Origin of the sequence: Anaerotignum sp., assembly GCF_051877975.1 — a bacterium.
In the GTDB taxonomy this organism is placed as follows: Bacteria; Bacillota; Clostridia; order Lachnospirales; family Anaerotignaceae; genus Anaerotignum_A.
Window position 1 is genome coordinate 12,807 of sequence record NZ_JBJEJK010000054.1, and the last position, 22,346, is coordinate 35,152.

Below are 22,346 nucleotides of genomic sequence, written 5' to 3' on the forward strand. Positions count from 1 at the left end.
AATAAAACTGCTACGCTTAAAAAGTCTAACTTTTTGGGGTCACCTCAGATTGAGGTGCTTTTTGATTTTGGGGGTGTATTTTTTATTTAGCCAAGAAGTTTTACCAAGATTGCTTTCTGTGCATGCAGTCTGTTTTCTGCTTCATCGAAAATTTCATTGGCGTGTTCTTCAAATACTTCGTTGGTGATCTCCTGTTCCCGGTAAGCAGGCAGGCAATGCAGCACCATGGCATCGGGCTTTGCCACGCCCATCAGGGCCTTGTTTACCTGATAGCCGGCGAAGGCTTTTTCTCTTTCTTTCTTTTCTTCTTCCTGCCCCATGGAAGTCCAGCAGTCAGTGATGACAACATCTGCGCCTTTTGCGGCTGTCATAGGGTCATCGGTGATGGAAAATTGATCGGGGAACTGAGCGGCAAATTCCATGACCATAGGGTCGGGCCGATAGCCTTCGGGGGTAGCGATCTGCACGTGCATGCCTGTTTTCAGCCCGCCGACGATAAGGGAGTTGGCCATGTTGTTGCCGTCACCGATATAGCACATGGTCAGCCCTTCTAATGTGCCCTTATGTTCCCGGATGGTCAGCAGATCCGCCATGACCTGGCAGGGGTGGCACAGATCTGTCAGGCCGTTGATAACGGGGATAGAACCATATTCCGCCAGCATTTCCACTTCCTTCTGTTCAAAGGTGCGGATCATGATGCCGTCCAGCATGCGGCTCATAACACGGGCAGTATCCTGGGTAGGCTCGCCGCGGCCGATCTGGGAATCTTTTGCGCTGATGAACAGGGCATGACCGCCCAGCTGATACATACCGGTTTCAAAGGAGATGCGGGTACGGGTAGAGGATTTTTCAAAGATCATCCCCAATGTTTTGCCCTTCAGGAAATGGTGTTCCTTGCCTTCCTTTACATACTGCTTCATGGTTGCTGCCAAGTCCAGCAGTTCATAGATTTCTTCTGTGGTGCAGTCCAATAATTTCAAAAAATGTTTCATATTAAAATCCTTTCCGGGGGAATTCGTCCCCTCTCGACCCTTGCCAGGGCATGATGCCCTGGACCTCGTTATGCAGAAATATTCGTTTCTGCGAGGGAAAAATAATTTACTTTGTTATTATATATTTTCTTTGTTTAGCTTTCTTTCAAGCGATAGTCGGGTAGAGCCCGAAAAAATTAAATACTTGCTAATGTATCTTTCAAAATGGATAAGCCCTTTTCCAGCTCCGTCTGGGTGATGCTCAGAGGAGGCAGCAGGCGCATTTTATGCTTTGCTGTCAACACCAGCAGGCCATTTTCCATCAGGGTGTTGACGATGGGTTTTACATCCGTATCCAATTCGATGCCCAGCATCATACCCATGCCTGCAACGCCTGTCACATGGGGCATTTTTTCAATCTCCGCTTTCAGGTAATTGCCCTTAGCAGTGACCTCCTGCAGGAAATCCTCATCCATACGGTGCAGGACTTCCACCGCACCGGCGCAGACAACGGGGTTGCCGCCGAAGGTGGAGCCATGGTCGCCGGGGACCAGTACGTTTTCTGTTTTTTCCCCGAACAGCACCGCGCCGATGGGCAGGCCGCCCCCCAGACCCTTTGCAGAGGAGACCAAATCGGGCTGGATGCCGAACTGCTGATAGCTGTAGAAGGTGCCGGTTCTGCCGACGCCGGTCTGTACCTCATCCACAATAAAGAGGATGTCCTTTTCCTGACAAGCCTGATAAACGGCCTGTACATATTCTTTTTCCAGTGGCATGACGCCGCCTTCCCCCTGTACCATTTCCATGATGACAGCGCAAACATCCTCAGTCAGCTTGGAAAGGGTATCTTCCAGATCATTGGCCTTTGCAAAGGAGAAGCCATCTACAAAGGGGAAGAAGAAATTATGATAAGCGGGCTGGCCTGTGGCGGAAAGGGCAGCCATGGTTCTGCCATGGAAGGAATTTTCCAGAGCCACGATGGTGCTTCTGCCTTCGCCATATTTCTCAAAGGAGTATTTTCTTGCGGCTTTGATGACGCCTTCGTTGGCCTCTGCGCCGCTGTTGCCGAAGAATACCTTTTTCATGCCGCTTTTTTCACAAATCAGCTTTGCTGCCTGAATGCAGGGCTCCGTATAATATAAGTTGGAAATATGCTGCAATTTATTCAGCTGGGCAGTGACAGCCTTGACCCAGCCCGCATCGGCAAAGCCCAAAGAATTTACACCAATGCCGCTGGTGAAGTCGATATAGGATTTACCGGCATGGTCGTAGCAGATGGCGCCATTGCCATGATCCAGTGCTACGCCGTAACGACCGTATGTATGGGCAACATAAGTATCGTCCAGTTTTTTAATATCTTCAAAACGCATGGGGATCCCTTCTTTCGTTTCAAACTATTTCCATCAGATTTATTTTGTGAACATGGTGCCGATCCCTTCATCGGAGAACATTTCGATGAGAATGGAATGTTCGATTCTGCCGTCAATCATAACGGCTTTTTTCACGCCGGAGCGAATGGCATTTTCCAGACCTTTGATTTTGGGGATCATGCCGCCGCTGATGATGCCTTTTTCCATCAGCTGGGGGATATCCGCCATGGTTACCGTGGAGATTAGAGAATCGGGGTCATCCACATTCTGCAAAAGACCGCGGATATCTGTCAGGGTGATGATATTTTCCGCCTGCAGGGCTGCGGCGATCTCTGCTGCCGCTGTGTCGGCGTTGATGTTGTAAACATTGCCTTCGTCATCGGTGCCTACGGTGGCGATCACGGGGATATAGCCGTGGTGGATGGCGTGATTGATGGGGGCAACATTGATTTCTGTGATATCACCTACAAAACCATAATCCCCTTCCAGTTTTTTCGCGTGGATCATGCCGCCGTCGATGCCGCACATGCCGATGGCCTTGCCCCCCAGCTGGCCGATGAGGGAGACCAGATCTTTATTGGTTTTGCCGGAAAGCACCATCTGGACCACTTTTGCCGTTTCTTCATCCGTATAACGCAGGCCGTCAACAAATTTGGAGGGGATATCCAGCCGTTTCAGCATACTGCTGATTTCCGGGCCGCCGCCGTGAACCAGCACCACATTGATGCCCACCAGAGAAAGCAGGATGATATCGCTCATCACGGCTTTTTTCAGCATTGGGTGGATCATGGCATTGCCGCCGTATTTGATGACAACTGTTTTTCCGTTGTATTTTTGGATATAAGGCAGGGCTGCGGTCAGCACTTTTGCCTTCAGGCTATTCATATTTGTATTCATATCTTCCATAAATCCTTCCTCTTTCTTGCGGGGCTTTGCCCCTGCACCCCACCAAGGGAATCATTCCCTTGGAACCTGATACCGCAACAACATGTACATGTTGTTGCAAATAAGGGTCAAGGGGGATTATCCCCCTTGCAGGGGGTGGGACAGCGTCCCACGGTCTTATGTGCGGTAGTCGCCGTTGATTTTCACGTAGTCATAAGTCAGGTCGCAGCCCCAGGCCGTTGCTGTGGCATCCCCCTGCTTCATAGCAATCTCGATGTGGATTTCTTCCTCCAGCAGGATTTCCTTCGCCTTATCCTCATCAAAGGCAACGCCTGCGCCGTTTTCGCAGACCAGAATACTGCCCTTGGGAGAGGAGATATCCACCTGAATGGTATCTACGGCAAAATCCCCTTCTGTATAGCCAATGGCGCATAGGATTCTGCCCCAGTTGGCATCGGCACCGAACATGGCAGCCTTTGTCAGGCTGGAAGTGATGACAGATTTGGCAATGGCCTTTGCCAGAGGGATGGTAGGCGCACCGGTAACAGTGCATTCCACCAGCTTCGTTGCACCTTCCCCGTCTCCGGCGATTTTTTTCGCCATAGAGGTGCAGATTTCCTTCACAACTTTTACGAACAGGTCGAAATCTTCGCCGACTTTGTCAATGACGGGGTTTTCCGCCATGCCGTTTGCCATGATGGAGACCATATCATTGGTGGAAGTATCGCCGTCTACGCTGACCATGTTAAAGGTATCGTCTACTGCCAGCTTCAGGGCTTTCTGCAGCATAGGCGTGGTGATGGCGGCATCGGTGGTCAAGAAGCCCAGCATGGTCGCCATATTGGGGTGGATCATGCCGCTGCCCTTTGCCATAGCGCCGATTTTTACGGGTTTGCCGCCGATTTCGATTTCATAGGCTTCTTCTTTCGGCTTGGTATCTGTTGTCATAATGGCTTCCACGGCGTCCAGATTGCCTTCTTTGGAAAGGATGGGTGCCAGAGCTGCAATGCCTTTTTCAATGGGTTCGATGGGCAGCACCTGACCGATGACCCCGGTGGAGGCAACGATGATATCCTCCGGTTTCAGGTTCAAAGCCTTTGCCGCCAGTTCGCACATCATCTGGGCTTTTTCCACGCCGTCGGCGTTGCAGGTGTTGGCGTTGCCGCTGTTGCAGACCATAGCCTGGGCCATGCCGTCGGCAATATTTTTTCTGGTGACGGTGATGGGTGCGCCGTAGACTTTATTCTGGGTATAAACCGCTGCTGCGTGGCAGGGTTTTTCGCTGTAAATCATGGCGATGTCTTTTTTATCGGTATTATTTGTTTTTACGCCGCAGTGCAGGCCGCCGGCGAGAAAGCCTTTGGGTGCGGTCACGCCGCTGGTTATCTTTTGCATATCGATTCCTCCTTTTTTCTTGAGGACGCTGTCCTCAAACTCCTGCAAGGGGTGCCCCTTGACCCTTATTTGCCATCAGACTGCGTTTGATAGCAGCAAGGGATAGAGATACTTTATCAAAATATATTCCGCAAAAAACGTTAGTTTTTTGCAAATGGGGGTCTGGGGTATCATACCCCAGCGGGGGGTTGGGGCAGAGCCCCAAGGTCTCAAATCAACCCGGTTGTTTCATCCAGACCAAGGACGATGTTCATGTTCTGTACTGCTGCACCAGAAGCACCCTTGCCCAGATTGTCGAATACACTGATGAGGGTCATCCGTTCGTCATTGCCTTCCAGATACAGCTTCAGTGCATTGGTATCCCTGAGGGGGTTGGATGCCAGGAAATTGGTTTCCTCCGTACCCACGCTGATGAGCTTTGCATCCTTATAATATTCCTTCAGCATCCCCAGCAGTTCTTCTTTTGTCACTTTCTTTTTAAATAAGGAAGCAATCAGGGGGATGCAGGTTGCCATGCCGCTGTAATAATCCCCAACGATGGGGCAGAATACAGGGGGCGCATCAATGCCTGTTACATGCTGCATTTCCGGCAGATGCTTATGCTTCTGGCTCAGGCCATATTGTCTGGGGCTGTCGAAAAGGAAAGGTCTGTCGGCTGCTTCATAATCGGCGATCATAGCCTTGCCGCCGCCGCTGTAGCCTGTCAGGCTATGGGCGGTCAGGGGATACTCCTTGCCGATGATGCCCATTTCCACCAGCGGATACACCGCCGCAATAAAGCCTGTAGCATGGCAACCGGGGTTGGCGATGCGCTTGGAATGTTTGATCTTTTCCCGATGGGCAGGGGAAAGTTCCGGGAACCCATAGGCCCAATCGGGGTCGACCCGGTGGGCGGTGCTGGCATCGATGATGCAGGTATTGGGGTTTTCCACCAGCTTCACCGCCTCCTTCGCCGCATCATCGGGCAGGCAAAGGAACACCACTTCCGCCTCGTTCATCAGTCTTTTTCGTTCTGCTTCATCCTTTCGCAGTTCTTCGCTGATGAGCAAAATTTCAACATCTTTATGATTTTCCAGCTTATGGCGGAGCTGCAGGCCCGTTGTGCCTGCCTGCCCGTCGATATATACCTTATGTTTCATAGAGCCGTCCTTTCTTTGTTCTGCGTTTATTTGAAATTTCTGTTGGATTCAAGGGTTGAATGATTTATACTAATTATATACCTCTCAAAAATGAAGTCAATCATTTTGTGCATAATTATGCAATTTTAGCGGATTGCAGGAAGTTATGGAGAAAGCTGGCAATTTTATATGGAGAATTGCACAAAAATATGGAGAGCTGCTCTCAATGTTTTTGTGCATGACAGGGGCGGATCAGAGAGATTTCTTCTGAAATTTCCGCTGATACCGGTCTTGCTGTGTATTGTATACAATAAATATACAATATTTATGTGAATATATGAATAAAGGGGGCATGCCGCTATGGAATATGTAAAGATCACAGAAAATTTGAGCCTATCCCGCATCATACAGGGCTTTTGGCGGCTGACGGATTGGCATTGGGATACGGAAACACTGGCGGAATTTATGCGGGGCTGCATTGTCCGGGGAGTTACTACCTTTGATACGGCGGAAATCTACGGGAATACCCTTTGCGAAAGAGAAATGGGGAAAGTATTTGCCAAATATCCGGAAATTCGCCGGCAGATTCAGCTGGTGACCAAAACAGGTATTAAAAAGATTGGCGGAATGCCCTATGGAGAGGGGAAAACGGTTCAAATTGCCAAACATTATGATACCCGCTATGAAACCATCAAACAGGCCTGCAGGGACAGCCTGGAACGGCTCCACTGCGGCTATATTGACCTGTACCTTATCCACCGGGAGGACCCTCTGCTGGATCCCCATGCAGCGGCAAAGGCTTTGCTGGAACTGAAGGAGGAGGGGCTGGTAAGGGAAATCGGGGTTTCCAATTTTGACCCTTGGAAATTCAATGCCCTGAACAACTGCACCGGCGGGCAATTGGTGATGAATCAAATCGAATTCAGCCCCGTCTGCTATGAACATCTCGACAGCGGCATGCTGGATCTGCTGCTGGAAAAGGGCATCCACCCGATGATCTGGTCTCCTTTGGCTGGCGGCAAAATCTTTACTTCCGAAGAAGCACCCTATCAAAAGGTACGTTCTGTTTTGGAAGAGATTGCCGAAAGACATCATACTGCTCCGGAAACCGTCCTCTATGCATGGATTTTGTATCATCCTGCGGGGATGCTGCCCTTGGTGGGCAGCAATAAGCTGTATCGTTTGGACAACGCCATTGCCGCTTTGGATATCCGGCTGGAACATTGGGAATGGTATGAAATCTATCTGGCAACAGGGGAAAAACGGATGCGCTGATATTTGCTCACTATTGCAGCCATTTCCCTGCAAAAATCCACAAAAAAACCGAAAATGAAGGCTTTTTTGCGGAAAGGCTTGACTTTATCGGGTGGGTGTGTTATGAATGAAGAATAGTCTGATGCAACGTCAGACAACAATATAAGATAGAGGCGCAATGTCGATGAGTATTTCCCCAGAAAAGCCGTGGGCGGCGGGGGCGGAAAGGCGGCATTGCCGAAGCGGTTTTCCCTGCCCAAAGGGGGTCTGCCGCTGGGACATTGCAAAAAATGTAATGTACTGTCACGGATGTGGAGCGCTATCGGAAACTTGCAGCATATTTTACCTATGCTTATAAGACCGTGCCTTTGCATGGTCTTTTTCTTATGTTTCCGTTGGAGCCATGCAGATTTGTAAGGAAATGAGCGTGCATGCTTGCATAAGCGAAAGCTTTTACAAATCCACACTAAAAAACCATGAAGTGGGTTTTCGGTGGCTCCAAACCTGGTATTATTTCATCATTATTTTTCAATTCCGGAAAGGAGAAGGGTTATGAAAACCAAAACAAGAAACACGTGGCTTGGCATGTTCTTTGTGGTTGCACTGGTAGCAGCAGCCATGGCCACAACTGCTTTCGGTGGGGAAGCCGAAGCAGCAGAATACACCAGTAATATGTACGCGACGGCGTGGTCTTTGGTGCCTCCCCTGGTTGCTATTATTCTGGCGCTGATCACAAAGGAAGTATATTCCTCTTTGTTCATTGGTATTGTGGTAGGGGGGCTGTTCTATGCGAATTTTGACATTAAGCTGGCTTACCTGACCATTTTCACCAACAGCACAGACGGCGGCATGCTGGCCAATCTGTCCGATAGCTGGAACGTCGGTATCCTGATCTTCCTGGTCATCCTGGGGATCATGGTTGCCCTGATGAATAAGGCAGGCGGCTCTGCAGCCTATGGCCGTTGGGCGACCAAAGCCATCAAATCCAGAAAAGGTGCGCTGCTGTCCACCTTCCTGCTGGGCGTGCTGGTATTTGTAGATGACTATTTCAACTGTCTGACTGTAGGCTCTGTTATGCGTCCTGTGACAGATACCCATAAGGTTTCCAGAGCAAAACTGGCCTATATCATTGATGCAACTGCTGCACCTATCTGTATCATTGCGCCCATTTCTTCCTGGGCTGCCGCGGTTGCCGGCGTTGTAGAGGGCGTAAATGGTCTGGATCTGTTCATCAGAGCCATCCCTTATAATTTCTATGCCCTGCTGAGTATCGTAGCAATGCTGACACTGACCATCACCAATACAGATTTCGGCCCTATGCTGGAACATGAAAGAAACGCACAGCTGAACGATGACCTGTATACCACAGATGCAAGACCCTTCGCAGGGGCGGATGCCACGGCGGAAGTGGTTGGCAATGGGAAGGTGATCGACCTGGTGCTGCCCGTTATCGTGCTGATCGCTTGCTGTATTATTGGTATGATCTATACCGGCGGTTTCTTTGATGGGGAATCCTTCGTAAATGCCTTTGCAAACTGCGATGCTTCCGTTGGCCTGCTGCTGGGTTCTGCCGCAGCGCTGCTCATCACTTTTGTGCTGTATATTCCCCGCCGTGTGCTGACGTTCCGTCAGTTTATGGATTGCCTGCCGGAAGGCTTCAAGGCAATGGTGCCCGCTATCATGATCCTGACTTTTGCTTGGACATTGTCCGGTATCACAGGCCTGTTGGGGGCGGATGTATTCGTAGCAGGTATTTTGGAAGGCAGCAAAGGCGTACTGCAGATGCTGATTCCTGTCATCGTATTCTGTATTGCCGTATTCCTGGCCTTCGCAACAGGTACTTCTTGGGGTACCTTCGGTATCCTGCTGCCCATCGTTGTGCCGATTATGGACCCCACCAGTGAACTGCTGACGATTACAGTGGCTGCAACATTGGCCGGTGCTGTCTGCGGTGACCACTGCTCTCCCATTTCCGATACAACGATCATGGCTTCCACAGGTGCCCAGTGTGACCATATCAACCATGTATCCACACAGCTGCCCTATGCTCTGACCGTTGCAGCAGTATCCGCTGTGAACTATGTATTGGCGGCAGTTATCCAGAATTGGATCATCAACCTGCCGATCGCCATCATCTCTATGATCGTGGTGATTCTGGTGATCCGCAAGATGTACGGCAAAAAGGAATTGCCTGCAGAATAAAGAAAAACGCAAAAAAAATCCCCCCGTATCCTTTTCCTGGATACGGGGTTTTTGCATGATTACCTCAGTGCTGAAGACCGCGAAGCGGGCTTTCACAACCTCCCGCTCTGCGGGTGAAATTAAAGCTTAAGCAAAAGAGCTGCTTCATAGTCAAGTAAGTAGATACAATTTTTAAAGATACTATTCTGAAATCAGACAGCTAAGCCTGATTCCAGAATAGTTCTTCCTTTTCGTTAGGGGTCATCATTCCAAGGGAACCATGTGGTCTCTTGGAGTCGTAGACATACGAGGCAGTTGAAGTGTTCGCATCAATCGGTACACTCGTCCGATGCTGATGCGAATGCCATAATCACGCTGGAGAACATATGGTACTATGGGAGGTGATAAGACAATTATCTACCTCCCGCCCGATTACGCAACGAATTACGGTATTGATTAAATTTGTATTTACTTTTTCTAAAATTTTTACTTGCGTAGAAAATACCTATTTTGCTGCTTCTTTCTAAAAAAGAAGATCTCTTCCATTCAATTTTGAATAATTTATTCAAAATTGAATGGAAGAATGTAGCTAAAATTCAGTTTAGAATTGAAAATAACAGTGCATTATTCGTTTTTGAATATTGTGCTGTTATTTTTTTGTGAAAAAATGCTGTAAAATGGTATTTTTTGTTTTGGCACGCTTCTTGCTTCTAATATAAGAAAATAAAAAAATAAAGGAGCTGTGCAAATGAAAGCGTTAGAAAATGTTAAAATTTTAGACTTATCTGAAAAGCTGACTGTCAGTTTAGCGACTATGTACCTTTCTGGTTATGGTGCTGAAGTGACAAAGGTGGAACAACCCGGTATTGGCGACCGAGCCAGAGTATGGGCCCCTGTAAAAGAGGAGAAAAGTATTTATTTTAACTATCTGAACAGCGGTAAAAAAAGCTTGTCTCTGGATATTGCGACGAAAGAAGGAGCGAAGATTTTCAAAAAATTGGTTCCTTTTTTCGATGTGATTTGCGTGGACAAGGAAGCCGGATACATGGAATCTCTTGGCCTGGGATATGAGGATTTGAAAAAAATCAAAGAAGATATTATCTATGGGTCCTATTCTTATTATGGGGAGACAGGTCCCTATAAAAATAAGCCTGCTTCTTCCCTGACGGCTCAGGCAAAGGGGGTTGCCATGGATATGACTGGTATGCATGAACAGTATCCCGTTCAATCTGCGCCATCTATTGCAGAGCATTACAGCGCTGCATATATTGCCACAGGCATCGTTATGGCATTGATCGATAAAAATATCAGAGGCATTGGGCAGAAGGTGGATATCGCATTACTGGATTCTATTTATTCCTGCATTGAAGCAGCTCCGGCGGCTTATTCCACAGTAGGAGAGATTCATAAAAGAAAAGGCAACTTCGACCCTTCCTGTGCGCCCTACGATACCTTTGAAACAGAGGATGGTTATGTGGCTATCGGTGTGGCAACACAGCAGCAGTGGCTGAATTTCTGTGATGCACTGGATATGCAGGATTTAAAGGAAGACCCCAGATTCGATGATAATGAAAAAAGAAGAGCAGATTATATGAATCATCTCAGACCCATTCTGGCGGAAAGAATCATTCAACACAAAAAAATGGATGTTGAGAAGAAATGCAGAAAACAGGGGATTCCCTGCTGTGCAGTTCTGACGATTCCGGAGATTACAGATTTGCCGAATACTTTGGAAAATGGATATATGACCACAGCGGAAAGTGATATCTTCGGTACTTTGAAATATCCCTCCATTCCTTTTATGCTGCGGGATACCCCTGCGGTTCCTTTTGAGGATGCCCCTGCCCTGGGCAGTGACACAGAAGCACTGCTGACAGCGGCAGGCTACGGAAAAGCGGAAATGAAAGCATGGAAAGAGAAAGAAATCATTTAAGGAGGCGGAACTATGGGATTTTTAGACGGTGTTAAGGTAGTAGATTTTACACATGCGTATGCAGGACCTTTCTGCTCTTTGTTTTTGGCAGATTATGGTGCGGAGGTCATCAAAATCGAAAGAGTGGATGGCGGTGACCAGGCCAGAACATGGGGGCCTTTTAAGAATGATTACAGTGCTTATTATGCTTCCTTTAACAGAGGCAAAAAAAGCATTACGTTGGATATCAAAAGCGAAGAAGGACAGAAGATCATCTATGATTTGATTCGGGACGCAGATATCGTTTGCTCTAACTTTAAGGCGGGCACCTTGGAAAAATACGGTGTTGGCTATGAGCAGATGAAAAAAATAAAGCCGGATATCATCTATGCAACAATTTCCGGTTTTGGCACAAAGGGAGAATTGGCAAAATATGCGGCCTATGACAATGTGATTCAGGCCATGAGCGGCATTATGGATGTGAATGGGTTTGCCGATAAAGGGCCTACAAAGATCGGCCCTGCTATTGGGGACAGCTATTCCGGTTTGCTGCTGCTGTTGGGGCTGATGATTGCCTACTACAACAGACAGAAAACGGGAAAAGGTCAGCAGGTAGATGTAACGATGCTGGGGGCATTGTTTGGGCTGCTGGAATATCCCGTGCTGGAGTATGCAAACAATGGTAAGGTGCTGAGCCGTTCCGGTAATGCCAGCCACTATTCTGCACCCAATGATATTTTCAAAACCAAAGATGACTATGTAGCCATCTCTGTAAAAAATGATGCCCAGTGGGCGGAATTCTGCGAAAGAACAGGTTTGGAAAATACAGCAGATTACCGGACCAATGCAGATAGACTGGAGAAAAAGGATTTGCTGAAAGAACTGATTGAAAAAAGATTTGCTGAACTGACCGCAAAGGAAGCGGAAGCTCTCTTTGATGGAAGCAGTGTGGCGGCCTCCGCTGTCATGGGTATCGTAGAATCCTTGGAGAATCCTCAGTTGTTGGCAAGAAATATGGTGATTGAAGTAAATGACCCTGTGATGGGGCCTGTGAAGCTGGTGGGTGACCCAATCCATTTGTCTGAAAATACACCGATCACAAATGTCCCTTCTCCAACATTAGGGGAAAATACCGATGAGATTTTGAGCCGTTTGGGATATACAGCGGATGAGATGAAAGCACTGAAAGAAAAGAAAGTAGTCTGATGCATCTGTGAAAATCAAGACTGCAGGATGGGAGGAAGTAGTATGAAGGAAAAGAAAAACTTGAATGAAAAATATGAAGTTGGCTTGATGATTATCAGCGTTGTCATCATCATAGCCTTGATGGTAGGGATGACCATGTTTCCCGAGACGGGGAAAGCCATTGGCGCTGCCGTTATGCACGCGCTGACTTATACATTTGGTTCTGCGATGCAGTTATTTACAGCAATTATTCTGATTTTCCTGGTGGCTTTGGCATTCTCTAAATACGGGAATATCCGTTTTGGGAATTGTAAGCCGGAATATCGTACCATGAGCTGGGTTGCCATGATGTTTTTTACAGGTTTGGGTGCCGGTACTGTATACTGGGCTTTTCTGGAATGGGGCTATCATTTTAATGCAGCTCCGGCTCTGGCAGGTGTCCCCATTTCCGAAGCCTATGCTTATGAACTGTCCTTGACTTATGCAATCTATGACTGGGGCCCTGCGGCCTGGGCGTTGCTTTGTGTATTTGTACTGCCTTTTGCATATCATTATTACATCAAAAAAGACAACGAACTGCGTTTTGGCGCCCTTTGCAAATACTCTCTCGGTGAAAAAGCCGTAAATGGCTGGTTTGGCAAAATCGTAAACTTTATCTTTATCTTTGCGGCAGTAGGCTCTATCTGTATTTCGGCCGGTTCCGCAGCATCCACCATCGCTGCTGCCATTGCGGATTTAATCGGTATCAATACCTCCTTTACATTGATGGTTATTGTACTGATTGGTACAGCGGTGCTGTATTCCATTTCTTCCCTGCTGGGGATTGAAAAAGGGATGAGAAAAATCAGCGACTGGAACGTATACTTCTGTATTTCCCTGCTGGCATTCATCTTCATTGCAGGCAATACCCAATATATCTTGGATTCTATGGTAAATGCACTGGGGATCCTTTCCAAAGAATTTGGCAGAATGACCCTGTGGACAGACCCTGTGGCAAGAACAGGCTATCCTCAGGACTGGACAGTATTTTATCTGGTTTATTGGCTGGTATTCGGTCCCTTTACCGGTCTGTTTGTTGCAAAAATTTCCAAAGGCAGAACGGTCAGAGAAATCATTATCAATATGCTGATCACAGGTACTGCCGGTCTGTTCCTGTTCTTTGGTATTGTAACAGCATATCAGCAGGGTCTGCGTATCGACGGCATTCTGGACGTACCTGCTATGCTGACCAATGGTGAATCTGAAATGATTGCCACAGCGACAATCAATACATTGCCCTTTGCAAAGATTGCTATGGTGCTGTATCTGGTGGTTATCATCCTGTTTTTGGCGACAACACTGGATGCAACCTCCTTTACATTGTCTTCTACCATTACAAGAAAACTGGGTAATGGAGAAGAACCCGATAAAAAATTGAAATTTGCATGGTGCTTGCTTCTGGTAGCAATCCCTATTGCGATTGCATACGCTGGTACAGATATCAGTACGATTAAAGCGATCGTTCTGGCGACCGGTCTCCCTCTGCTGGTCATTCTGGTCATTATCTATCATGGCTTCTTAAGAGAGTTGATGAAGGATTTTGGTGGAAAAACAAAGGATGAAATCATTGCGCTGAGCCGTATGGAAGAAGACCAGTAAATAAAAAAATCCCGCTTTCTTTTGAAAGCGGGATTTTTTTGAAAAGAAGCTGGTTTTGTGAGGTTTTTGGAAGAAAGAATGGATTTTATGATGTATAATGAAAGAAACGGCAGCTTGAGAGGAGGTATTTGCATGAAAAAAAGAATCAATGGAATTAGCAGCGCAGACCTCTGGAATATTGTGGACCATTTGCATGATGAAATTATGATTTATGATAATGATTACAATCTTTTGTATGTCAATAAAGCGGCACTGAGGCATTATGGCATTTCTCAGGAGGAGATGATCGGCAAGAAGTTTTCTCAATTGGATGAGACCTATTGGGGAAATTCCACATTGCCGGAGGTATATCAGAAAAAGACTATGGTGGCAAAACGCCAGATCACCAATCTGGGGCTGGATATCATTACGATTTCTGTACCTGTTTTTGGCGAAAATGGGGAGATCAAATATGTAGCACAGAATGTAAATGATATTTATAATTATACGCAGCAGGGCAAGGCGGAAGAAAAATTTCTGAATATTATGGAGGAGCCCAGTAAAAAGGATGCAAACTATATTTTCGCGGCACAAAGCATGGAAAGGATTATGGAAACGCTGCATCGTATCAAAAATGTGAAAAGTCCCTGCCTGATCCTTGGGGAAACCGGCACGGGGAAAAGCCAGCTGGCAAAATATATCCACAGCATCAGCGATAGAAAGGATAAGCCCTTTGTGGCGGTGAACTGTGCCTGTATGAATCCCAACCTGATCGAATCGGAATTATTCGGCTATAAAAAAGGGGCTTTTTCAGGTGCAAATGCAGCGGGGAAAAAGGGGATCGTGGAGGTTGCCAATGGCGGAACCCTGTTTTTGGATGAAATTTCGGAAATCCCCTATGACCTGCAGGGGAAGCTGCTGCAATTTATGCAGGATCAAGAGTTTATGCCTTTGGGAAGCGAAAAGAAGCAAAAGGTGGATGTGAAAATCATTGCGGCAACCAATCGAGACTTAAAGCAGATGGTAGAAGCAAAATCTTTTCGGGAGGATCTCTATTATCGCCTGAATATTTTTGAAGTAACAGTACCGCCTCTGCGGGAAAGACCGGAGGATATCAAAGTATTGATTGCACATTATCTGGAGGAATATAATAAGATATATTTCAGAAATCATGTGTTTTCCGAGGAGGCCATGCAGGTGCTCCTGCGATATAAATGGCCAGGGAATGTAAGGGAATTATCCCATATCGTTGAAAAAACAGTGGTTTTGACCAATGGGAAGGAAATTCAGGTAACCGACCTGCCAAAGAGTGTATTTGATTATTCACAAGATAGCGTACAGATCAGTTATCAGGAGGAAGAACCCGGATATGCCGGAAGGACCTTGCGTGAAGCGGTGGAAGAGGTAGAGAGAAAAATGGTAAGGGATGCCTTTGAAGCCCATGGTACTAGTGTTAAGGTTGCGGAGGTGCTGGGGGTAAGCCAGCCGACAGCGTATCGTTTGATCAAAAAATACTGTATGTCATAATGAGTGGGATGATGCAAATGGGGAAGACTGTGAAAAAATGGACCTGTTGACAAATGGAAGAGAATCCCCTTTCTATATGGTATACTGAATATATCATATGCAGGAGGGGATTCTTTTCCGTAGGCGTGCAGAAAAAATCTTGCAGCTTGTGGGCAAAACGGAAAAGGAACTTATAGAGCAGGAGGAACAGGTGGAAGGCAAAATTGCCATTGGCTGCGGTGAGATTTCCTCCGTAAGGTCTTGCTGTTATGTTGGAAGCGCAGCTTATGAACAGCGTTTAATCGTTGTTTGCGTGTGTTCATTAAGATCCGATGTAACCGTATCCATGTGTCGAACAGAGTTGAAATTTAAAAGAAAAAATGCGATAATTTTTATATTCATGGGCGCACACGCCAGCACAAAGGAAAAAATCTTCAAGGGGTACCCCTGACCAATCAGAAAAAGAGGTATTTGAGTTGCAGAAAGAAAAATACATAACAATTTTATCCAACGGAACAAAGCAGGTGCTAAACGTCAGCACGATCCTGTATGTCCTGATGATAGAAAAGACCGCCGAAATTCACGTTTCCGGCGGCAAGGTATATGAAACAAGAACGACCCTGAAAGAGCTGGAGACAGAACTCGGTGACGGCTTTCTCAAGGTGCACCGGGGATGCCTGGTGTCTGCCATGGCCATTCACAACATCACCGACCACATCAATCTCAACAACGGCGAGTCCCTGATCTACACCCTCCGGAAGAAGAACCAGATCATCGCCCAATTTCAGGAGGCTCAAAAGTGCCTGATCAGCGGCTTCACCCGGGAGGGCATTCCGGAAACGGAGAAGGAGTACCGGGCGCATTACCGCAGCTTTGATGCCATGCCCTTCGCCTTCGCGGACATTGAGATGGTGTTCGATGAGGAGAGCCGCGCCGTGGATTGGATCTTCCGCTACGGCAACCCGGCCCTGGCGAAGCTGGAAAAGCTGCCTCTGGAAAAGCTCATGGGCAGCTCCTTCGGCAGCCTGTTTTCCAACATGGACGCCAAATGGCTGCGCCTGTACGAGCGGGCTGCCCTGTACGGTGAAACGCTGGAGGTCATGGAATTCAGCCCAGAGATTGACGCTTGGCTGAAGGTGATCTGTTTCCCCACCTTCAAGGGCCACTGCGGCTGCATCCTGTTCGATATCACTGAGATTGCCTTTACCAAAATCAGCAGCGACGCCGAAAATGCACTGATGCGCTACTTTGGCAGGTTGCCGGAGACAGACGGCCAACTGTGACAAACCCATATCCGAACCGCCGCATACGGGTGATTGGTTCAACAACAGGGTGTGCGGCATTTTTATGTCGATTTACGCCGTTTTTATGTCGATTTACGTAATATCGCTTGAAAAGCATGGCAAAAATACTTAAAATTTTTAATGCTTTAAGTTAATGCTTTAAGCTAGATATAGCTTTAAGCTAGATATAAAAAATTTTTAATAAAAAACAAAAGCAGGAGGAAAGTCTATGAAAAAACGATGGAAACGATTGTTGAGCATCGTCACTGCTCTGGTGCTGTGCTTAGGGCTGCTGCCTTCCACGGCTCTGGCGGATGAAACGCTCAGCTACAGCATTGATGATGAAACGGAGACACTCATAATTTCCGGAACGACTGATGGCTCGGATCTTCCCACTGAGGGATATAAGAGCATCGAGATCACATCCACCGGGGAGGTCACAGACGGTACCTATACCGTTGATGTGACCAACTATGGTAAGATCACCGGAGGCACCTTTGAAAAGGAATCGTACGCACTTGAAAATTACGGTACGATTTCCGGCGGTGACTTTGACGAGGTGTTGAACCGAGCCCCTGATGGGCTGATCGAAGGTGGTGAGTTTGATAAGGTTTCTAACTATGGCAATATGACTGGAGGCACTGTGGAAGACCTTACCAATATTGACACTACGAACAACGGATGTACAGTGCGCGGTGTTACCGTCACAGGTTCGATCACGAATAGTAACAGCGTCTGCTACGACATGATTTTGCTCATCGACCTGGAGGATGTTCACAATGATTTCGGCAGTATTACCTATGTCAACATGACGGTTGATGGAGAGACAACATCTTGCCCGGTGGGCCAGAAGGCCGCTTCGTGGCTTAAGAGTAACGTTGCCAATGTCACCTGGTACAAGGAAGAAGATGGCGTTCAGACGGAACTCACTGACGATGATGTATTCCCTTGCCAGAAGGCAGTGTATGTCTCCAACAGCGCCACCAACAGTGTCACCATGATCGTCAATGGCGTAGAGGTCACCAGAGATAATGAGGACGATGTACTCGGAGACGGCAACGTTAGCTATGATGCGGACACCAATACCCTTACCATCAACGGTGCCCTGTCTGGGGGAACCAACATCAGCGGCAATGGCACGACGGATGTTGTCATCAATGGCGTTGACAATTCTCCCGCCGCCTTTGGCCTGACCGTCAACGGCGCGCGGAATGTCACGGTCACCGCGAACAGCGCCAGCCCGGCTATCTATGGTAGCTCAACCGGAGTTGGCGCGAATATCACCTGCTCCGGCGATGTGGAGATCACCAACAACGGCGGCGGCCAGGCTGTGGTCGGCACGCTGACCGTCAACGGCGCGCGGAACGTCACGGTTACCGCGAACAGCTACGGGGCTATCAACGGCGCTACGGAGATCAGCTGCTCCGGCGATGTGGAAATCACTAACAACGGCGGCATGGCTGTGGGCTACACGCTGATCGTCCACAGCGCGCAGGATGTCAAGGTCACCGCGAACAGCGGATCCTGTGCCATCAACAACGTTGCGGATATTACCTGCTCCGGCAATGTGGAGATCGTCAATAATGGTGGCGGTAGTGCTAGTGCTGTGCAAGGCACGCTGACCGTCAACCGTGCGCAGGACGTCACGGTCACCGCGAAGAGCGGCCAGGCTGTGTCCCGAACGCTGACCGTCAAAGATGCGCAGAACGTCAAGGTCACCGCGAACAGCGACCTCGCGGCTACTGTCAACTATGTCAGCATTACCTGCTCCGGCAATGTGGAGATCGTCAATCAGGGAGCTGGCAAGGCCGTCGGCTACACGCTTACGTTCCAGCAAAGCAATGGTCACAGCTACATTGTAAAATCCGGCAGCAGCCTTGAAACGCTTGAGGTCTATGTGGAAAAAGAAGCGGGCGAGACCTTCGGTCCGGAATCCTTCGATGCAGCGGCAGTAAAGATCGAATCCGCTGGCCACACCCCCGGCGAATGGGAACACGACAGCAACCAGCACTGGCGCTTCTGCACCATTTGCGGAGCCGAGCTTGACCGGGCGGATCACAGCGGCAGCACCTGTACCGTCTGCGGCTATACCAAACCTTCCGGCGGCGGCTCCCATGGCAGCGGCGGCTCCTCTACTCCTACCTATCCGCCCACCGTTGAACAGGCTGACGAGGGCGGCAGCGTGACCGTCAGCCCCAAGAATCCGAAGAAGGGCGACACCGTGACCATCACCCCCAAACCGGAGGACGGCTATGAGGTGGATGAGATCATTGTCACCGACAAGGATGATAAGCCTGTCGCAATCAAGAAGAACGCGGATGGAACCTTCGCCTTTACCCAGCCCAGTGGCAAAGTAACGATCGCGGTTTCTTTCGTGGAAATCCAACAGCCTTCTGTTCAACCACCTGTTCAACAACCCTCTGTGAATCGTTTCGCAGATGTTTCTGCTGACGCTTACTATTATAACGGAGTACTGTGGGCTATGGATAAGGGTATCACCAGTGGTATCAGCGATACTGCTTTCAGCCCCGATACTCCTTGTACCCGCGCCCAGGCTGTTACTTTCCTGTGGCGCGCAGCAGGGTGCCCTGCGCCCAAGAACAGTGTGATGCCTTATGAGGATATTGCCAAGGACAGCTACTACTATGATGCAGTGCTGTGGGCTGTGGAGAATGGAATCACCAAGGGCACCAGCGACACCACATTCAGCCCTGACAATATTTGCAGCCGTGCTCAGATCATGAGCTTTATCTACCGCAGTGAGCAGGCACAGGGCGGCGGCATGCAGGGCCAGTGGATGTTCCAGAATTCGTTCACCGATGTGAACCCGGAAGACTACTACGGCGAAGCTGTGATGTGGGCGGTTGCCAATGGAATCACCAAGGGCACCAGCGACACTACATTCAGCCCTGATGCTGATTGCACCCGTGCCCAGATCGTGACCTTCCTGTATCACTATATGGGCAAGTAAGGGAAAATTCATTCTAAAGAAATGATGCATGCTATCTTCTCCTGTCGGGAATAGCATGGGCCCTGAGGAGCTTCATTCTCCGTCAGCAAGTTAGAATTGAATTATGTGCAGAAAATAATCCTCCGTATGATCGCAATATACGGAGGATTAACTATTTTATATAGAAAGATTTTATATAGAAAGATAAATCGCCTGCTATACAGATGGAATGTGCGAACTTTCGTTTCAGTTTATATAAATCAGGGAAAATGCAGTGAAAGCTGTGTCTGGATGAGTTTTATGCTGCATTAGAATAGATTTATCTGAGGAATCAAGCATATTTTTGGATGAAAAAACCTCTGATGGAACAGGTGCAACAAATTGGATTTTAATGTTACGAAATGATACCTGATAATACTTTGTTGGTTTTTATGGGAAGCCGAATCCTACGCCATCTTACGGCATCCTACAGACGGCAGCTTTGCTTCCCTGCCATGAAGCCTATCAATGACTGATTCGATTGAGATTGGCTGAAAACCAAGCGAGAGCAAACCAAATGAAAAAGAGGATTTTCCGCTAAGGTTTGAGTATCTCAGAATCACAGAAAATACTTTGCATGAAAGAGGGCTCCTGCATTTGCAGGAGCTTTTTGTTAATGACATTAAAAGTTTAACACATTCTTTTGGAACAGAAGTGCTGCTGTTTCTTCTGGCATAATTTTATACCCGGAATCATATTCAGGCATGGCAGAAAAGCACATTTCAATAATAAAAAAGGACGGCGGTCCTTCTATTTTATACACACGGCTAAAATTTGATGTACATTTCCATAAAGGCATGATATGATATGGCAAACAGAGAAAGCGAAGGGGTTAAGGGATCTGGAAAGAACAGATAGAGACAGAAAATAAGGGGCATAGAGGTGAAACAGTGAAGGATGGAAAATATTGCATATTGATTGCAGATGATGAAAAAGAAATTCTGGATATTTTGCGGCTGCTCCTGACGGGGGATGGCTATGGGGTTCTTACAGCGGAAAATGGAAAAGAGGCCCTTGCGCTGGCTTCGGCAGAGGTGGATCTTTACCTTTTGGATGTGAACATGCCGGAATTATCTGGTTTTATGGCAGGGGCAGAAATCCGAAAACAATTTGATACTCCTATTATTTTTCTGACGGCTTATTCAGGGGAGTCGGACAAGGTCATGGGCTTTTCCGTGGGGGCAGATGATTATATTGTGAAGCCCTTTTCCAATATGGAGCTGCTGATGCGGGTGAAGGCCATCCTGCGGCGCAGCATGAGCGGGAAAGTGCCCGTATCTGAAAAAAAGACAGGACAGATTTCCTTTTCCGATCTGATTCTGGATTTGGAAAGGCAGGCTGTGCTGCGCCAGGGGGAGGTCATTTCTCTGACTTATACAGAGTTTAAGATTTTAGAATTACTGGTGACCCACAAAAAGAAAATTTATTCCCTGGAAAATATATATCAGAGCATCTGGGAAGAAAATGCTGTAGGGGATAGTGCCATCATGGTGCATATCAAAAATATCAGAAAGAAGCTGGGGGATGATTCCAGAAACCCCAGATATATTAAGACAGCATGGGGACGGGGATATTATGTTGAGCAGTGAAAAAAAGAAGCCTCCCAAAAAACTCTCCAGGGAAATCATGGGGCGATTGCTCATTACAGCAGCCACAGCGTTATTTTTCTTCGGGTTTTTATATTTGACTGCAGATTCCATTGCGGTGACCTATTACCTTGAAAAGGGGATTGTGCTGACAGAGGGGCAGCTTTTGACATTGCAGGCGTGGATCCGCAGCATCAGCCTTTTGACAGCAGTGCTTTTCTTCCTTGCACTGTTTTTATTCCTGCTGGGGCAGAAAATGGCTTATTTGCAGGAGATGATACAAGGGGTAGAGGCTTTGCGTACCCACCGGCTGGATTTTGTGATACCTGTGGAGGGGGATGACGAATTGACAGAGCTGGCGGAAAGCATCAATTTTCTTTCGGAAACGGAACGCAGGCTGCGGCAGCGGGAAACGGAGCTGCAGGAGAAAAAGGAAAGGCTGATGCGTGAACTTTCCCATGATATCCGCACGCCCCTGACGGCTATCTTAGCGTATTCTGATTATATGGGGCAGAAGGAGAGGCCGGAGCAGGAGGAAATACAGGAATATATTGCCCTGATGCAGAGAAAAGCCCGGCAGATCAAGGCATTGACCGACAGATTATTGGACAGCGGCAGCCGTCAGCTGGAATGTATCGAGGATGGCAGGCTGCTGATGGAGCAGCTTGCAGGAGAATGGGAGGAAACTTTGGAGGAGATGTTTTCCTGTTCTGTGGAAACGAAGGATTGCCCTCAGTTTTCCGGGATGTTCGATATTCAGGAGCTGCGGCGGATTTTTGATAACCTTGCTTCCAATGTGGAAAAATACGCAGATAGGGAACAGCCTGTGGAATTACGGATTGATTCTATGGGGCACCGCCTGCGGATCCTGCAAAAAAATGGAATCGAAAAGCAGCGTACCGCCGCGGAAAGCAACCAGATCGGGCTGGAAAGCATACGGCAGATTGCTGCTTTCTATGGAGGGGCGGTATCGGTTTCTATGGCAGAGGAAGTTTTTTGGATTCAAATCACTCTTTCTGAAATCCAGGAACCCCATCTTTAGAATTCTTCAGAATTATCTTGCAAATTTCTTTAGAATCCTGTGCTATGATGAT

15 protein-coding genes and 1 riboswitch are annotated in these 22,346 nt (G+C 47.8%); of the genes, 10 read left to right on the forward strand and 5 right to left on the reverse strand.

Features of this window, described 5'->3' with window-relative positions; genetic code table 11:
* Window positions 1-86: 86 nt before the first annotated feature.
* The 5 genes from argF to argC form a co-directional block, all read right to left on the reverse strand.
* The gene (gene argF, locus ACI39P_RS08110) at window positions 87-992 is read right to left on the reverse strand and encodes an ornithine carbamoyltransferase (protein ID WP_439720159.1); all 906 of its coding nucleotides are present in this window, start codon (window positions 990-992) and stop codon (window positions 87-89) included.
* A 176-nt stretch (window positions 993-1,168) separates the two neighbouring features.
* Window positions 1,169-2,341, reverse strand: a complete 1,173-nt coding sequence (locus ACI39P_RS08115; RefSeq protein WP_439720160.1) for an aspartate aminotransferase family protein — start codon at window positions 2,339-2,341, stop codon at window positions 1,169-1,171.
* A gap of 39 nt (window positions 2,342-2,380) precedes the next feature.
* The gene (gene argB / locus ACI39P_RS08120) at window positions 2,381-3,247 is read right to left on the reverse strand and encodes an acetylglutamate kinase (RefSeq protein ID WP_439720161.1); all 867 of its coding nucleotides are present in this window, start codon (window positions 3,245-3,247) and stop codon (window positions 2,381-2,383) included.
* A gap of 156 nt (window positions 3,248-3,403) precedes the next feature.
* Window positions 3,404-4,621 (reverse strand): bifunctional glutamate N-acetyltransferase/amino-acid acetyltransferase ArgJ, encoded by a 1,218-nt coding sequence (gene argJ / locus ACI39P_RS08125; protein WP_439720162.1) that lies wholly within the window; start codon window positions 4,619-4,621, stop codon window positions 3,404-3,406.
* Between the two features lie 209 nt (window positions 4,622-4,830).
* The gene (gene argC, locus ACI39P_RS08130) at window positions 4,831-5,760 is read right to left on the reverse strand and encodes an N-acetyl-gamma-glutamyl-phosphate reductase (RefSeq protein WP_439720163.1); all 930 of its coding nucleotides are present in this window, start codon (window positions 5,758-5,760) and stop codon (window positions 4,831-4,833) included.
* 339 nt (window positions 5,761-6,099) lie between these two features.
* On the opposite strand from argC, the gene ACI39P_RS08135 reads away from it, so the two are divergent.
* The 10 genes from ACI39P_RS08135 (at window position 6,100) to ACI39P_RS08180 (ending at window position 22,294) form a co-directional block, all read left to right on the forward strand.
* Complete coding sequence (locus ACI39P_RS08135) at window positions 6,100-7,014, forward strand: aldo/keto reductase (protein ID WP_439720164.1); 915 nt, start codon at window positions 6,100-6,102, stop codon at window positions 7,012-7,014.
* 139 nt (window positions 7,015-7,153) lie between these two features.
* Window positions 7,154-7,323: riboswitch (Lysine riboswitch) on the forward strand.
* Between the two features lie 222 nt (window positions 7,324-7,545).
* A complete protein-coding gene (locus tag ACI39P_RS08140) occupies window positions 7,546-9,195 on the forward strand; it encodes a Na+/H+ antiporter NhaC family protein (RefSeq protein WP_439720165.1) in 1,650 nt (549 codons plus the stop codon).
* Between the two features lie 727 nt (window positions 9,196-9,922).
* Window positions 9,923-11,107 (forward strand): CoA transferase, encoded by a 1,185-nt coding sequence (locus ACI39P_RS08145; RefSeq protein ID WP_439720166.1) that lies wholly within the window; start codon window positions 9,923-9,925, stop codon window positions 11,105-11,107.
* A gap of 12 nt (window positions 11,108-11,119) precedes the next feature.
* Window positions 11,120-12,292 carry a CoA transferase gene (locus tag ACI39P_RS08150; RefSeq protein WP_439720167.1) on the forward strand — a complete coding sequence of 391 codons (1,173 nt, stop codon included), beginning with the start codon at window positions 11,120-11,122 and terminating at the stop codon, window positions 12,290-12,292.
* 42 nt (window positions 12,293-12,334) lie between these two features.
* Window positions 12,335-13,909, forward strand: coding sequence for a BCCT family transporter (locus ACI39P_RS08155; protein WP_439720168.1), 1,575 nt, complete (start codon window positions 12,335-12,337; stop codon window positions 13,907-13,909).
* Window positions 13,910-14,041: 132 nt separating this feature from the next.
* On the forward strand, window positions 14,042-15,415 hold the full coding sequence (locus tag ACI39P_RS08160; protein ID WP_439720169.1) for a sigma 54-interacting transcriptional regulator: 1,374 nt from the start codon (window positions 14,042-14,044) through the stop codon (window positions 15,413-15,415).
* 455 nt (window positions 15,416-15,870) lie between these two features.
* Window positions 15,871-16,677, forward strand: coding sequence for a LytTR family transcriptional regulator DNA-binding domain-containing protein (locus ACI39P_RS08165; protein ID WP_439720170.1), 807 nt, complete (start codon window positions 15,871-15,873; stop codon window positions 16,675-16,677).
* A gap of 229 nt (window positions 16,678-16,906) precedes the next feature.
* Entirely contained in the window at window positions 16,907-19,648 is a 2,742-nt protein-coding gene (locus ACI39P_RS08170) for an S-layer homology domain-containing protein (protein ID WP_439720171.1), read from the forward strand.
* Between the two features lie 908 nt (window positions 19,649-20,556).
* Window positions 20,557-21,255: a response regulator gene (locus ACI39P_RS08175; protein WP_439720172.1), complete on the forward strand. Its 699-nt coding sequence runs from the start codon at window positions 20,557-20,559 to the stop codon at window positions 21,253-21,255.
* Window positions 21,242-22,294 (forward strand): histidine kinase dimerization/phospho-acceptor domain-containing protein, encoded by a 1,053-nt coding sequence (locus ACI39P_RS08180; protein WP_439720173.1) that lies wholly within the window; start codon window positions 21,242-21,244, stop codon window positions 22,292-22,294. The genes ACI39P_RS08175 and ACI39P_RS08180 overlap by 14 nt, the downstream gene beginning before the upstream one ends.
* Window positions 22,295-22,346: the final 52 nt, after the last annotated feature.

Coding starts and splice junctions, on each gene's coding strand:
- argF (WP_439720159.1), bottom strand. CDS start 992: ATGAAACATTTTTTGAAATTATTGGACTGCACCACAGAAGAAATCTAT.
- ACI39P_RS08115 (WP_439720160.1), bottom strand. CDS start 2,341: ATGCGTTTTGAAGATATTAAAAAACTGGACGATACTTATGTTGCCCAT.
- argB (WP_439720161.1), bottom strand. CDS start 3,247: ATGGAAGATATGAATACAAATATGAATAGCCTGAAGGCAAAAGTGCTG.
- argJ (WP_439720162.1), bottom strand. CDS start 4,621: ATGCAAAAGATAACCAGCGGCGTGACCGCACCCAAAGGCTTTCTCGCC.
- argC (WP_439720163.1), bottom strand. CDS start 5,760: ATGAAACATAAGGTATATATCGACGGGCAGGCAGGCACAACGGGCCTG.
- ACI39P_RS08135 (WP_439720164.1), top strand. CDS start 6,100: ATGGAATATGTAAAGATCACAGAAAATTTGAGCCTATCCCGCATCATA.
- ACI39P_RS08140 (WP_439720165.1), top strand. CDS start 7,546: ATGAAAACCAAAACAAGAAACACGTGGCTTGGCATGTTCTTTGTGGTT.
- ACI39P_RS08145 (WP_439720166.1), top strand. CDS start 9,923: ATGAAAGCGTTAGAAAATGTTAAAATTTTAGACTTATCTGAAAAGCTG.
- ACI39P_RS08150 (WP_439720167.1), top strand. CDS start 11,120: ATGGGATTTTTAGACGGTGTTAAGGTAGTAGATTTTACACATGCGTAT.
- ACI39P_RS08155 (WP_439720168.1), top strand. CDS start 12,335: ATGAAGGAAAAGAAAAACTTGAATGAAAAATATGAAGTTGGCTTGATG.
- ACI39P_RS08160 (WP_439720169.1), top strand. CDS start 14,042: ATGAAAAAAAGAATCAATGGAATTAGCAGCGCAGACCTCTGGAATATT.
- ACI39P_RS08170 (WP_439720171.1), top strand. CDS start 16,907: ATGAAAAAACGATGGAAACGATTGTTGAGCATCGTCACTGCTCTGGTG.
- ACI39P_RS08180 (WP_439720173.1), top strand. CDS start 21,242: ATGTTGAGCAGTGAAAAAAAGAAGCCTCCCAAAAAACTCTCCAGGGAA.